We start from the raw sequence: 14,154 nt of genomic DNA on the forward strand, positions 1-14,154 counted from the left end.
GAAAGGATTCGCCTGATGGCCGAGCCGCAGGTCATACCGGTACACGTCGCACGCGACCGCTTCGAGTCGGTGCCCGAGCTCGGCCGGCTGCGCGCGGAGCAGCCGGTGTCCAGGTTGACGACGCCCGCGGGAACCGCCTGGCTCGTGACCCGGTACGAGGACGTCCGCGAGGTGCTCGGCGACGCGACCCGGTTCGGCAACGACCCGGTCGACCACCGCTCCTACGCGTCCATCGCCGTCTCCGGCCACAGCGGGGAGGGTGCCGGGACGGCCCCGCCCCGGCACGGCTTCCTGCTCGCCTACGACCCGCCGGACCACACCAGGCTGCGCCGCCTGCTCACCCCCGAGTTCACCGTCCGGCGCATACAGCGGCTGGCGCCGCGCATCGAGCGGATCGTCGCCGACCACCTCGACGCCATGGAGCAGGCAGGACCCCCGGCCGACCTGGTGCCGGCCTTCGCGCTGCCCGTCCCCTCGCTGGTGATCTGCGAGCTGCTCGGCGTCCCCTACGCCGACCGGGAGGACTTCCAGCGGCTCAGCCGCGCCCGCCTCGACATGGGGCTCCCCCTGGAGGAGCGCGCCGCGGCGGCACGCGCGTCGCAGGCGTACATGGCCGGCCTGGTCGCCAAGGAGCGCAGGGACCCGGGCGAGGAGATGCTCGGCATGCTGGTGCGCGAGCACGGAGAGGAGGTGGACGACCAGGAGCTGACCGGGGTCGCCGACCTGCTGCTGCTGGCCGGGCACGAGACCACCTCCAACATGCTGGGGCTCGGCACGCTGTTCCTGCTCCAGGATCCCGCCCGCGTCGCGCTGATGCGCGAGGAGGAGCACGTCGAGACGGCGGTCGAGGAACTGCTGCGCTACCTGTCGGTCGTCCACACGGTGATGCCCCGCTACGCGCGCGAGGACGTGGTGCTCGGCGGACAGGAGATCAAGGCGGGGGAGATGATCGCCGTCTCCCTCCCCGCCGCCAACCACGACACCGCCCTGCTGGAGGACCCCGGCCACCTGGACCTCACCCGCAAGATCATCCCGCACGTCGCCTTCGGCCACGGCGTCCACCACTGCCTCGGCGCCTCGCTGGCGCGCATGGAGATGCGCATCGCCTATCCGGCACTGCTGCGCCGCTTCCCCGGCCTGCGCGCCGCGGTGCCGATCGAGGAGATCGCCTTCCGCGCCTTCTCGGTCATCTACGGAGTGGAGTCGCTGCCGGTCGAGTGGTGATTCCGCCGCCCCCTCGGCTCGCCGTCGCCCCGTCCCGTCCGTCCCGCCGCATCCCACCCGTCGCGTCCCGTGGGAGCCGGGGCGGCGCGGGTGGTGGGCGGGGCCTCACTGGTCGGGGTCGAGTTCGGTCTCCTCGGCGATGCGCAGGGACAGGTCCTCGTACCAGGACAGGATGAAGGCCTTCACCCGGGCGATCTCCCGCTCGTCCAGCCCGTACTGGGCGAAAAGCGCGTCGTCGAGGGTGAGGCCGCTTTCCAGCTTGAAGGCGAGGTTCTCCAAGGAGAAGCCGTCCTCGAACAGCGCGCCGAGCCGCTCCAGGTCGGGCAGGCCGTAGCGGTCGGCGTACCGGTCGGCGACCGACAGCACGTCGATGAAGTCGCGGGGGAGCGCCCGGCCGCACAGGGCGCCGACCTTCATGCCCACCACGTCGTCCATGCTCGCCACCGGGCAGATCTCCATGTCGACCGCGGGGCGTTGCAGCGGCTCCTTCATCAGGTCGACGGCGGCCGACTGCGCGGTGACCGGGTCGCTCACGGTCAGCCGGGCCAGCCGGGCGCTGTCGCGCTGGTGGCGGACCTCCAGGCCGTCGCGCTCGAGCGCCTGGGCGAGGTCGCCGGTGATCTCCTCCAGCGGGGTGAAGGCGACGGTGGCGAAGTCCAGGTCCTGGCTCGGCCGCTCGACCAGCCCGTGCGCGCGCATGGCGTACCCGCCGGCGAGCACCAGGCCGTGGGCGTCGCACACCTGCAGCGCGGCGTCCAGGATGCGCCGGTGGAAGGGCGGCATGTCCATCAGCGCGCCTCCTCCGCCCGGGCGCGGACCGCCTCGCGGGCCCGGCGCAGCTCCGCCGCGACCTCGGCGGCGTGCGCCCGCGCGTGCTCGGCCAGCGCCGGGAAACGCGACTCCCACTCGGCCCGCGCCGCCGAATGGATCAGACGGCGCAGCCGCGGCCAGACCTCCATGAGCAGGCGCGCGTCCAGATGGGCCTCCACGTCGGCCAGCATGCCCTCGGCGATCACGACCTGGTACATGCCCAGGCGGATCGCCGGATCACCTACGTCGTACACGCGCATGCCCGACCAGCACAGATGCAGCGGCAACGCCACCTCGCCGGCCGAGGGCCCCCGCAGGTCGCCCAGCGACCGCGGCACCCTGCCGGCGATGTCGTCATACCGCCCCGGCAACCCCACCGCCATGCCGCCATTATGGTCCACCCCGCCGCCTTGTCCGGCGGTGACGGCCCTTGGGCCGGTGGCGGGGCCCATGGGCGGCCGGCGGTCGGGCTCGGGGCGCCGGTCAGGGAGTGAGCAGGGCGCGGGCCTTGGCGGCGAGGGTGGGCATGCCGAGGCGGTCGGACAGGCGCAGGGAACGGTGCAGCAGGCGGGTGGCCTCGCCGGAGGCGTCGGAGGGGTCCAGCAGGCGCAGGGCCCTGGCGCGGTCGAGCTGGAGCCTGGCCATGTGCGGGGGAGCGGCCGACACCATGCGCGTCGCCTGGTCGAGGTGGCGCAGCGCCTCCCGGGCGTCCCCGGTGATCATCGCCAGCAGTCCGAGGAACCGCGCCGCGGGCCCGACGAGCACCGCCGGCCAGCCCGCCAGCACCATCTCGTCGGCATGGGCGGCCAGCCGGCGGCGCAGCAGGGGCACGTAGGCGGCGGGACCGTCGTCGTCCAGCCCGCCGGGTTGACCTGGGGCCGACCTGCCGCCGCTCAGGCCGGTGAGGTGAGCCGGGGTGGACACGCCGCCGGCCGGGTCGGCGGGACGTCCGGGGAGGGGCACGCCGTCGTCCGCGGCGCCGAGGTGGCCCGTGGCGGGGGCGGTCGCCGGCGGGGCGGTGGACAGGGCGTCGGCGATGAGGGCGCAGGATTCGGCGAGCATGGCCAGGGTGGACACGGCCCACCCGTGGGGCGGCAGCGCGGCCAGGCCGGAGGTGTCGCGGACGAAGGCGGACAGCCGGTCGGCGGCCTCGTCGTGCCGGCCGGTCTCGCACAGCGCGAGCACGTGCGCGGCCCGCCAGACCGGGAAGTACCCGTGCTGCTCGATCTGCCGGGTCATCCCGGAGGTGAACAGCTCCTCCAGCCTGCCCTTCTCGTACAGCAGCCAGAAGTACTGGCCCATCCAGGTCTGGCGCAGCGTCTCGCCCGGCACGGCGTGGCCGGCGGTGAGCTCCTCCACCATGCGCAGCGCCTCGCCCATGAGACGCTCCTCGGCGCGGCGGAAGTCGCCGTTCCACATGTCCATGACCGTGTCGAGCGTGCCCTGCAGCCAGGGGCCGAGCGCGCGGGGGTTGCGCGCCACGTGCCGGCGGTGGTCGTCCACCGTCCCGAGGGCGTCGCCGAGCAGCCCCAGCCTGAGCTGGTCGACGGCGAGCGCGACCAGGCCCTCGCTCTGGAAGTAGGCCGACCCGGCCTGGACGCCGGCCTCGCGGAGCCGGGCGGCGATGCCGAGCAGCTCCCTGGGGTCGGCGTGGTCGTACAGCGCCCACCGGCACTCGTTGAGCACCTCACAGCGCACCAGGCGGTCGACGTCCGCGGGCAGTTCCCGCAGGGTGGCGCGGGCGAGCTCGACGCCCTCGGGCGGGCCGTCGGGGACGGGATCGGCGGTGCTGCGGGCGACCGCCATGGTCTGCTTCTTGGCCAGGTGGGCCTTGAGCTGCAGGCGCAGCAGGGCGGCCTCGTCGCCCGGGTCGTGCTCCAGCGCCGCAAGGCTCTCGCCGATGAGGTGGATGAGCTGCCGGTCGACCTGGCCGGGGGCCGACCACCTGCGGGCCAGCCGGACGGCGGCCGCCGCGGCGAGCGTGGGCAGTCCTTCGGCGGCCTGGTGGGCCGACAGGTAGCGGCGGCCGGCCTCCTCCATGTCGCCGCCGTCGCTGAGGGCGTCCCCGAGCGTGATGAGCAGGCCGACGCGGGTGGCGGGGTCGCAGCGCAGCCGCAGGCCGTACTGGGCCCACTCCACGGCGGTCTCGACGCCGAACCCGCGCTGCTCGGCGCGGGCGGCGTCCAGGCACGCGGCGGCGGCGCGCTCCTGCGGGACATCGGATCCGGCGGCCCGGGCGTGCTGGGCGACGCGGACGGGAAGCGCGGGATCGGCCCAGCCGCCGGAGGCCATGCGGTCGGTCAGCGCCTCGAAGGCGCGGCGGTGCAGGTGGCGGGCGAGCGCCGGGTCGCGGTCGAGCTCGTCCAGGACGGCCTCGCGGGAGCGGTCGTGCGGGAAGCGCACCCGGTCGCGGCACTCCACGGCGCCGCCGGCGGCGGCGAGGGCCTGGGCGCGGTCGGCCTCGGCGGGCTCCAGGCCGAGCATGCGGGCCACCAGCGCGGCGTCGACGTCCAGGCCCAGGGCGGTGACCGCCGCGGCGGCCAGCCAGTGGAACGCGGGCCCGGCCTCGGAGCGGGGCGCGGCAGGGGCGGGGCGCAGGTCGCCGGCCTCGTTGAGGGAGCACAGCTCCAGCGGGACGCCGGAGGTGACCCGTGCGGCCCGCTCGATCTCGCCCGGCGTCGGCTCGCGCGGCCACACCCGGCCGAGCCACTGCGCCACCTCAGGCTGGGTGAGCGGTGCCACGGCGAGGGACTCCATGGCCTCCTTCCAGTGCGCGGCCTCGTCGCGGGTGGCGAGCAGGAACCCGGCCGGCACCGCGCCGAGCCCCCGCCTGACGTGCTGGAGCAGCTCCTCGGCGTACGGGCTGAGCAGGTGGGCGTTGTCGAAGCTCACCAGCAGCCCCCGCCCGGCGGCCCGGCGCACCAGGCCGGTGAGCAGGAAGGTCAGCTCGCGCGGGTCGCGTTCGTGGCCGGGGCCGGCGGGAGAGCCGGGCGTCCCCGCCGACATGAGCTTGCCGAGGGTGTCGCGTTCTTGGGTGCTGATCGGCTCGGGCGGGCTGGACGGGTCGCGCCGCAGGTGCGCCCAGAGCAGCCCGGCCAGCTCGCGCCACGGCTGCAGCCCGTCCAGGTCGCGGCACATCACGGTGACGGCCTCCACCCGGGCGCGGGCCGCCAGGCGGGCGGCCTCCCTCAGCAGGCGCGTCTTGCCGATGCCGCCCGGGCCGCACAGGGCGAGTGAGGCGGGTTCGCCCGCGCGCAGGCGCTCGACCAGGCGCGACAGCTCGGTGACCTCGCGGCGGCGGCCGACCAGGACGGCCGGGCCGCCGGTGCCGTCGGCCGCCTCCGCCGCGGCGCCGAGCGGGGCGCACACGTCGAAGCCGTGCTCGTGCAGCGCCAGCAGGTACTCGGCGGGGCGCGCCGCGTCGTCGCCGTGCGGGTCCCGGCGCCGCAGTTCGACGGCCCGCCGCGCGCCCGCCGGGCCGTCCTCGCGCAGGGAGGCAAGGAAGCGCAGCAGCCACACGGCCGTGGTGTCATCGCCGCCCTCGCCGATCGGGCCCTCGGACAGGAAGGCCGCCTCGTTGTAGCGGCCCAGGCGCAGCGCGACGCGGGCGACCAGCCGCACCAGCTCCTTGCGCTGGTCCTCCAGCTTGGCGCGGTAGGTCTCGCACACCCACGGCAGCGTCCATCCGGCCGACAGCGAGGCGAACGGCGCGCCCCGCCACTCGGCGGCGGCCGCGCGCAGCTCGGGCAGCGCGCCGGCCAGGTCGCCGTCGTCGTACAGCTCGCGTCCCCGGCGCAGCCGGGCCTCGAACCTGGCGGCGTCCACCGTCGCGGCCAGGTAGCCCGGCTCCCGCTCGACCAGCTCGTAGGCGTGCGACCACTTGGCGGGAGGGATGTCCAGGGCGCTGCCGGTCAGCGCCTGGCGCAGCCGCGACAGCGGGGGCGCCACGTCGGTGACCGGCCAGTCGGGACTCTGGCCGAGCGCCGCGGCCAGGTTGTTCTGCGGCACCGGGTTCCTGGCGGAGACGAGCATGGCCAGGGCCTTGGCCGTCTGAGGCAGTAATTTGCGCGCGGTTCCGTCGACGAGGATCGATACGTCACCGAGCAGGCGGATGTCGAATGTCGCCACGTCTTACCGAGGCGGTCGGTTCGCGATCGTCACGTCGGCGGCCTTTCCGCAAGGTCATCGCAAGGATCGGTGGCCACGATGGGCGGGGCGGGAAATGGTCCTGAACAGTCGTCAACGCTATGACCTGAGGTGAGCCCGTGGCAAGGATGGAGCGTGTTTCCGTCGGCGCGCTCGGTGAGGAGCGGCTGGAAAAGGTCAGGCAGGGAGTACGCCGGGAGCGGGACGCCGAATCGGGCAGGCCGTTGAGCGTGGCCATAATGGGGCAGGCGGGAGTGGGGAAGTCGTCGCTGCTCAACGCGTTGTTCGGCACCCGGCTGCCGGTCGGCGACGGCAAAACGGGAACGTGTGAGCCGCGTTGCATTTCCGTCCCCGGTAATTCCGGCCATATGTTGACATTTTGGGATATGCCTGGAATGGGAGAATCGCTGGCCGCGGATCCGGCATATCACGCCATGTATCGCGACCGGCTGGTCGAATCCGATGTCGTCATCTGGGCCCTCCACGCCGACAGCGCCTCCACCGCCGCCGACGCCCGATGCCTGCGCGCGCTCCTCGCCGGAGCCGACCGGCAGACCAGGGCCGAGCTGCTGGCCAAGTTGACCGTCGTCCTCACCAAGGCCGACACCCTCACCCCGCCGCCCTGGATCTTCGACATGCGCGGGTCGCACGGCGCGTTCCTGCCGAGCCCCGCGCTCGCCGACCGGCTTTCGGCCAGGGCCGCCCGGTTCGAGCGCGCCTTCCTGGAACCGTGGGCCGACCTGCTGGGCGCCGCCACCTACACCACGGGCGAGTTCGCGATCGGCGACGACCGGCTCAGCTTCGACGGGCACGCCGTCCGCTACCGCGGCCACTTCTCCGCCGAGGTGTGCGAGGCCTACCGCGCCGCCCACCCCGAACACGCCGAGGTGTTCTCCCGCCTGCGCGACGACCACCGCGTCCTGCCCTGCTCGGCGCTGTTCCGCTACAACCTCGTGCGGCTGATGGCCGGCGTGGTCAACAAGCTCGGGCCGGCGGCCGTCTTCCGCTTCCAGCGGCTGCTGGGCGACGTCACCGAGCTGGCCAGGGTGCCGGTGGAGGCGATGCGCGAATACGGCAACTTCCTGGTGTGGGACGGCGTGCGCGGCGTCAAGGCGTTCGACCTCGCCCGCTTCCCCTTCTGACGCCCATGATCGACGACGCCGACATCCTGCGGGCCGTGGACGAACGGCGCCGCGAAGACGCCGAGTACGCCACCCGGCTGGACTACGCCGTCCAGTACCGCGACGAGGCCGCCATGGAGCGGCTGATCAAGGACGCGGTCTCCCGTGAGCTCGGAGCGCCGGCCGAGGTGGGATCCGACGTGGTCAGAAGCGTGTGGAACTGGCTCGTCGGCCGCTGACCGCCCTCCGCCCCGCCCCCCGTTTCGCGCCGGACGACCGCGCCGTGACACCTGCGTGACCGGTATGTGATCGAATACCCGCCTGCGCCGCCCTCCCGGACCGCACGCGCGCCCCTGAATTATGGAAAGAATGTGGATAGAGACGGACTAGTACGTCCCAGCACCGGGGGAGGCGCGGAGCGTTGGGGATGCCCGGGGCCGCCGGCCCGCCTATGAGCCTGGAGGGCGTCGACCACGCCCTGCGCCGGCGCATGGAGGAACGCGACCGCGTCGCCGGCGACATGCTCGACCTGGACGACCACCCGAGCCACCGGCTGCTCAAAGGCATGACCCCCACCGGGGAGACCGCGCGCCGATGGGACCAGGCGCAGGTCACCCTGGTCAGGCTGTGGTGGCTGTTCGACGCCTACCGCCGCGTGCTCGACCTGGCCCAGGAGGCCAGGGCCGCGGGCCGGCCCGACCTCGGCCTGCTCACCGCGCTGCTCACCGGCCCCTCGGTGGAGCTCAAGCCCGACGACGTGCCCATCGAGAAGCGCTCCCTGCTCAGGGAGAAGGGCGAGTGGATCACCCTGGACCTCGCCCTCGCCGGGATGGACGGCGCCTACCGCGAGGTCGCCGAGCTGATCGGCGCCGTGGACGCCGCGTGGAACACCCTGCTGCCCGCGCTGGACGCCGCCGACGCCGCCCGCCGGGGCGCGCGCGAGGCCGCCACCTCCCTCGGCGCGCCCGACCCCGAGCTCGACCGGCTCGACGACACCGCCGCCCGGCTGCGCGCGCGGGTCACCACCGACCCGCTCGGATCGGCCGGTCTGCTCGGCGAGCTGGAGGCGCTCGGCCGGGCCGCCGGCGCGCGCCGGGCCGAGCTGGACCAGGCCCTTCGCGTGCGCGAGGAGTTCGACGGCCGCGCCCGCCGGCTCGCGGAGCGCATCGACGCGGTCGCCGAGGCCGAGCGGGAGGCGCTGCGCGTCCGCGACCTGGTCCTCACCAAGATCCAGTCGCCGTCGCTGCCCCAGATGCCCGACCAGGCGCCCACGCTGCGCGACCGGCTGGCCGCTCTGGACACCCGCGCGGGCCGCTGGCTGGAGCTGGCCGAGCGCCTGACCTCCCTCGAACGCGGCGTGGAGGAGGCGCTGGCCCACGCCACGCGCACCACCGAGTCGGTCGCCGGCCTGATCGGCCGCCGCGACGAACTGCGCGGGCGCCTGTCCGCCTACCAGGCCAAGGCGGTGCGCCTCGGGCACGCCGAGGACCTCGCCCTCGCCGGCCTGTACGGGGCGGCGCGGGACCTTCTGTGGACGGCGCCGTGCGATCTGCGGCGGGCGACCGTGGCGGTCGCCGAGTACCAGCGGGCCATCACTCGAATAGGAGCGGCCGGATGACCAGATGCACGCAACCCGGCTGCGCCGGGACGGTGGTGGACGGGTACTGCGACACATGCGGCATGGCGCCCGTTCCCGAGGCCGCGCGCTCGTCCCCGGGTTCGGCGCCCGCGCAGGCCCCACCCGGCGCGCCCCAGAGCCCGCCGGGCGGCCACTGGGCGCCCCCGGGCGCGCCGCCGGCGCCTCCCGGGTTCGGCAACTCCGGCCACCCCGGGACCGCCTGGCCCTCCGCGTCGCCGCCCAACGCCCCCGGCATCCCCAACGCCCCCGCGGGCGGCGCGGGACGCCCGGGCACGGCCTGGCCGTCCTCCGCCACCGGCGCGCCGCCCTCCGGCGTCGTCCCGGGGCCGCTGACCGCGCCCTCCGCCGGCATGCCCCCCGTCACCATGCCCACCGGCTCGGCGCCCAGCGGCATCACCGGCTTCACCAGCGGCTCGCGCCGCACCAGCAGCCGCTCCCGCCGGGGCATGCTCGGCATGGGGCTGGTCGAGGTGCCCCCGGTGCCCTACCGCGACCCCTCGGCGGTCGTGCTCTCCGACCCGGTCGTGCCCGAGGACCGCCGCTTCTGCGGCAACCCCGACTGCGGCAAGCCCGTCGGCCGCACGCGGGACGGCCGCCCGGGCCGTCCCGAGGGCTTCTGCCCGCACTGCGGCCAGCGCTTCTCCTTCACACCGAAACTGCGCTCCGGCGACCTGGTCGCCGGCCAGTACGAGGTCAAGGGGTGCCTGGCCCACGGCGGTCTCGGCTGGATCTACCTGGCCGCCGACCGCAACCTCGACGGCCGCTGGGTGGTCATGAAAGGCCTGCTCGACACCGGCGACCTGGAGGCGCTGGCCGCCGCCGAGGCCGAGCGGCGCTACCTGACGGCGATGGACCACCCGAACATCGTCAAGATCTTCAACTTCGTGAACCACCCCGACCCGGGCACCGGGACGATGGTCGGCTACATCGTCATGGAGTACGTCGGCGGCGAGCCCCTGCAGGAGATGCTGCGCAGGAGGCTGCGGGAGTCCGACAACCGCGAGGCGCTGCCGCTGGCCCAGGTCATCGCCTACGGCCTTGAGATCCTGCGGGCCTTCGGCTACCTGCACGACCGCGGCATGCTCTACTGCGACCTCAAACCGGCCAACGTCATCCAGGTCGAGGAACAGCTCAAGCTCATCGACCTCGGCGCCGTGCGGCGGGTGGACGACGCCGACAGCGCCATCTACGGCACCATCGGCTACCAGGCGCCCGAGATCGCCTCCCACGGCCCCTCCGTCGCCTCCGACCTGTACACCGTGGGCCGCACGCTCGCGGTGCTGGCCTTCCCCTTCAGCCCGACCAGCGGCGGCAAGAGCGCCCCGCTGCCCGACATGGGCCCCCGCCAGGAGTCCTTCCAGCGCTTCCTGCGGCGAGCGGCCGACCCCGACCCCGGCAGGCGGTTCCAGAGCGCGGCCGAGATGTCCGACCAGCTCGTCGGCGTCTTACGCGAGGTCAGGGCCATCGAGGACGGCACGCCGCACCCGGCGCAGTCGGGGGTGTTCGGCCCCGAGCGGGCCGCCGTGGGCACCGAGCTCGCCCCGGCCACCACCGGGCGCGCCTTCCCGGCGCTCGACCCCGCCGACGCCGCCTCCGCGCTCCCCGTGCCGCTGGTCGACCCGCTCGACCCGGCCGCCGGCCTGCTCGCCGGCCTCACCGCCGGCAACCCCGAGGAGCTGATCGGCCTGCTGGAGTCCGCGCCGCCCACCCCCGAGACCAGGCTCGCGCTGATCAGGGTGATGAGCGAGCAGGGCCGCCCGGTGCCCGACGAGCTGTACGCGGCCGTGGCCAGGGACCTGCCCGGCGACTGGCGGCTGTGGTGGTACCGCGGCGTCGCCGCGCTGGCCGCCGGGGACGCCGGCGGCGCCGCGCAGTTCTTCGACGGCATCTACTCGTGGTTCCCCGGAGAGGCGGCGCCCCGGCTGGCCCTGGCGTTCGCCCTGGAGCACCTCGGCGCCCTCGCCGACGCCGAACGGCACTACGCCGCCATCTGGCAGACCGACCGCTCCTACGTCAGCGCCTGCTTCGCCCAGGCGCGCATCCGGCTGGCCGCCGGCGACCCGCAGGGGGCGATCCGCGTGCTCGACCAGATGCCGCCCACCTCCATCCACCGCACCGCCGCCCAGGTGGCGGCCGTCGCGGTGGTGGTGCGCGGCCAGGCTCCCGCCGAGCCCGAGCTGGTCGCCGCCGGGGACCGGCTGCGCGACCTGAAGCTCGACGCGCGCGACCGCGCCGGGCTGGCCTCGGAGGTGCTCGAGAGCGCGCTCGCCCGGTTCGTCACCGGGCAGGCGGTGCCCGGCAACGGGACGCTGCTCGGCACCCCGCTCAGCGAGCAGGGCGTGCGCGGCGAGCTCGAACGGGTCTACCGGTCCCTGGCCCGCTCGGCCGGGTCCACCGAGGAACGCCACGCCCTCATCGGCAGGGCCAACGCCGTGCGGCCGAGGACGATGTGGTGAGCGGCCCGGAGACGAGCGGGGCAGAGGTGAGCGGCTCCTGCCCCGTGTGCGGCACCCACGTCCTGGCCGGTGAGGCGTTCTGCGAGCAGTGCGGGCATGACCTGTCCGCGGCCGCGCGGGTCTCCGCGCGGCCGGCCTCGCCGGGTTCGGCGCCAGGTGCCGCGCGGGGCTCGGCGCCGTCCTCGGGGAGGGCCTGCACCGTATGCGGGTCGGCCGCCATCGGGTCCGACGGCTACTGCGAGAACTGCGGCATGCTCCAGCCCACCGGCCGCGACCACGTGGAGATGGAGCTCGGCCCGATGGCCGGCGTCAGCGACCGCGGCCTGCGGCACAGCCGCAACGAGGACGCCATGGCGCTGCTCACGGCCGGCGAGGACGCCGTCGTCGCGGTCGTGTGCGACGGGGTGTCCACCTCGCCGCGCCCCGACGAGGCCTCCCAGGCGGCCGCCGACATCGCGGCGGTCACCATCGCCAAGCGCCTGGCCGAGGGAGAGGGCCCCGAGACCGCCACCCGCGAGGCCGTGCGGCTGGCCGCCGACACCGTCGCCTCCGCCGCCCGGCCGGGGGAGGACTCGCCCGCCTGCACGCTGGTGTCCGCGGTGGTCGAGCGGCGGCGGGTCACCGTGGGATGGGTGGGCGACAGCCGCGCGTACTGGCTGGGGGAGCATTCGTCGCTGCTGACCACCGACGACGCCACCCCCGGCACCCACATGCTCACCGCCTGGCTCGGCGCCGACGCGGGAGAGGTCGTGCCGCACGTCAGGACCTTCACCACCGACGGTCCCGGCGTGGTGCTGCTGTGCAGCGACGGCCTGTGGAACTACTACCCCGAGCCGGAGGCGCTGGCCGCCACGGCCCTGAGCGGCCCCTCTCTGGCGGTGGCGCGGCGGCTCGTGCGGCTGGCCAACGAGGCTGGGGGTCACGACAACATCACCGTCGCGGTGATCCCGTTCGGACAGGGGGAGCGGGGCGAGACGACGGTGGCATTCCCGAAGGAGACAAGTGACTGACTTCAGCGTCCGTGTGGACCAGAACAAGTACCTGCCCGCGGGGAGCCAGGAGGTCCACGGCATCATCACGGTCGAGGCGAGCGGCCCGGTGGACCGGGCGCCCGTCGCCGAGGCGGCCGAGGTGATCATCGTCGACACGTCGGGCTCCATGGCGTACGGCAAGATCACCGATGCCCGCAAGGCCGCGCAGGCCGCCATCGACACCCTGCGCGACGGGGTGTACTTCGCGGTGATCTCCGGCGACCACCAGGCCGAGGTCGTCTTCCCGCCCAACGGGCAGCTCGCGCCCGCCACCCCGCAGAGCCGGCAGGCCGCCAAGGACGCCGTCGCCCAGCTCCGAGCCGACGGCGGCACGGCCATGGGCCGCTGGCTGCGCCGCGCCGCCGACCTGTTCAGCGCCCACCAGATGAGCCACCCGGGCGCGATCCGGCACGCCATCCTGCTCACCGACGGCAAGAACGAGCACGAGCCCGCCCCCGAGTTCGACGCCAACCTCGCCTACTGCGCCGGCAAGTTCGTCTGCGACTGCCGCGGCGTCGGCACCGACTGGGTGGTGGCCGAGGTCCGCAGGATCGGCTCCACCCTGCTCGGCAGCGTGATGGACGTGCGCAGGCCCGAGGAGCTGGAGGCCGACTTCCGCGCCATGACCGAGGCCGCCATGGGCAAGACCGTCGCCGACGTCGCGCTGCGCGTGTGGACGCCCCGGGCGGCGACCCTCAATTTCGTCAAGCAGGTGTCCCCGACCCTTGAGGACCTGACCGGCCGCCGCACGGAGGTCGACGCGCTCACCGGCGACTACCCGACCGGCTCCTGGGGCGGGGAGACCCGCGAGTACCACGTCAGCGTGCGCGTGCCGGCCGGCAACGTCGGCCAGGAGATGCGCGCCGGCCTGGTCAAGCTGGTGGTGCCCGACACCGGGGAGGTGCTGGCCGGCGGCAACATCCTGGCGCAGTGGAGTGACGACCCGGTCCAGTCCACGCGCATCAACCCCAGGGTCGCCCACTACACCGGCCAGCAGGAGCTCGCCTCGCTGATCCAGGAGGGCCTGCAGGCCCGCAACGAGGGCGACCTGGACACCGCGACCGCCCGGCTCGGCAGGGCGCGCGGCATCGCCCAGCAGGCCGGCAACGAGGAGACCGCCAAACTGCTCGACAAGGTGATCGACGTCGACCCCGAGACGGGAACCGCCCGCCTCAAGCGCGTCGTTGACAAGGCGGACGAGATCGCGCTCGACACCCGTTCCGTCCGAACCGTCCGCATGCGCAAGGACCCGGAGAACTGAGGATGGCCATCTGCCCTGTGGGGCACGACTCCGCCGACGAGGAATACTGCGACATCTGCGGCGCGCTGATGTCGGGAAGCCCGGCGCCGGCCGCCTCCGGGGCGCCCGCGGGCCCGGCCTCCGGCGCGGCGTCCCCCGGGGCCGCGGCCGTTCAGGGCGGCGCGGCGACCGGCGACTGCCCCGACTGCGGGGCCGAGCGCACCGGCCGGTTCTGCGAGACCTGCGGGTACGACTTCGTGCTCGGCGGCGGCGGCGCGTCGTCCCGGTCCGCAGCCCCGCCGCAACCGGCCACGCAGACCGGCACGGGCGCCGCCGCCGCGCCCGCCCAGCCGTGGCAGCCGGCGCAGCCGGTGCGGGGCCCCCAGCAGGCGGCCCCGTCCTGGCAGCCGTCGCAGCCCGTGCAGCCCTCGTCGCGGTCCTCGTCGTGGCAGCCGTCGCCGCCCGCGCCGCAGGGCGCGAACGGCCC

10 protein-coding genes and 1 pseudogene are annotated in these 14,154 nt (G+C 74.8%); 8 read left to right on the forward strand and 3 right to left on the reverse strand.

What is annotated here, in order from left to right:
- Positions 1–15: 15 nt before the first annotated feature.
- Positions 16–1,224, forward strand: coding sequence for a cytochrome P450 (locus tag ACFQSB_RS37210; RefSeq protein ID WP_380831818.1), 1,209 nt, complete (start codon positions 16–18; stop codon positions 1,222–1,224).
- Positions 1,225–1,329: 105 nt separating this feature from the next.
- Here ACFQSB_RS37210 and ACFQSB_RS37215 read toward each other — a convergent pair whose 3' ends face one another.
- From ACFQSB_RS37215 to ACFQSB_RS37225, 3 genes are all read right to left on the reverse strand, one after another.
- Entirely contained in the window at positions 1,330–2,013 is a 684-nt protein-coding gene (locus tag ACFQSB_RS37215; RefSeq protein ID WP_380831819.1) for a nucleotidyl transferase AbiEii/AbiGii toxin family protein, read from the reverse strand.
- Positions 2,013–2,417: a hypothetical protein gene (locus ACFQSB_RS37220; RefSeq protein WP_354920932.1), complete on the reverse strand. Its 405-nt coding sequence runs from the start codon at positions 2,415–2,417 to the stop codon at positions 2,013–2,015. The genes ACFQSB_RS37215 and ACFQSB_RS37220 overlap by 1 nt, the downstream gene beginning before the upstream one ends.
- A gap of 100 nt (positions 2,418–2,517) precedes the next feature.
- Positions 2,518–6,162, reverse strand: coding sequence for an AAA family ATPase (locus ACFQSB_RS37225; RefSeq protein ID WP_380831821.1), 3,645 nt, complete (start codon positions 6,160–6,162; stop codon positions 2,518–2,520).
- Between the two features lie 146 nt (positions 6,163–6,308).
- On the opposite strand from ACFQSB_RS37225, the gene ACFQSB_RS37230 reads away from it, so the two are divergent.
- The 7 genes and pseudogenes from ACFQSB_RS37230 to ACFQSB_RS37260 all read left to right on the forward strand — a co-directional run.
- The gene (locus tag ACFQSB_RS37230; protein ID WP_380831823.1) at positions 6,309–7,322 is read left to right on the forward strand and encodes a GTPase family protein; all 1,014 of its coding nucleotides are present in this window, start codon (positions 6,309–6,311) and stop codon (positions 7,320–7,322) included.
- A 5-nt stretch (positions 7,323–7,327) separates the two neighbouring features.
- Positions 7,328–7,540, forward strand: a complete 213-nt coding sequence (locus ACFQSB_RS37235; protein WP_354846842.1) for a hypothetical protein — start codon at positions 7,328–7,330, stop codon at positions 7,538–7,540.
- Positions 7,541–7,728: 188 nt separating this feature from the next.
- Positions 7,729–8,919, forward strand: coding sequence for a hypothetical protein (locus tag ACFQSB_RS37240; RefSeq protein WP_380831825.1), 1,191 nt, complete (start codon positions 7,729–7,731; stop codon positions 8,917–8,919).
- Entirely contained in the window at positions 8,916–11,396 is a 2,481-nt protein-coding gene (locus ACFQSB_RS37245) for a tetratricopeptide repeat protein (RefSeq protein ID WP_380831827.1), read from the forward strand. Before ACFQSB_RS37240 ends, ACFQSB_RS37245 begins: the two co-directional genes overlap by 4 nt.
- Entirely contained in the window at positions 11,393–12,406 is a 1,014-nt protein-coding gene (locus ACFQSB_RS37250; protein WP_380831829.1) for a protein phosphatase 2C domain-containing protein, read from the forward strand. Before ACFQSB_RS37245 ends, ACFQSB_RS37250 begins: the two co-directional genes overlap by 4 nt.
- The gene (locus ACFQSB_RS37255) at positions 12,399–13,688 is read left to right on the forward strand and encodes a VWA domain-containing protein (RefSeq protein ID WP_354846830.1); all 1,290 of its coding nucleotides are present in this window, start codon (positions 12,399–12,401) and stop codon (positions 13,686–13,688) included. Before ACFQSB_RS37250 ends, ACFQSB_RS37255 begins: the two co-directional genes overlap by 8 nt.
- A 2-nt stretch (positions 13,689–13,690) precedes the next feature.
- Positions 13,691–14,154 (forward strand): annotated as a pseudogene (locus tag ACFQSB_RS37260) (hypothetical protein); the annotation flags it as partial.

This window comes from Sphaerisporangium rhizosphaerae, assembly GCF_042665155.1.
Classification (GTDB): Bacteria; Actinomycetota; Actinomycetes; order Streptosporangiales; family Streptosporangiaceae; genus Sphaerisporangium; species Sphaerisporangium rhizosphaerae.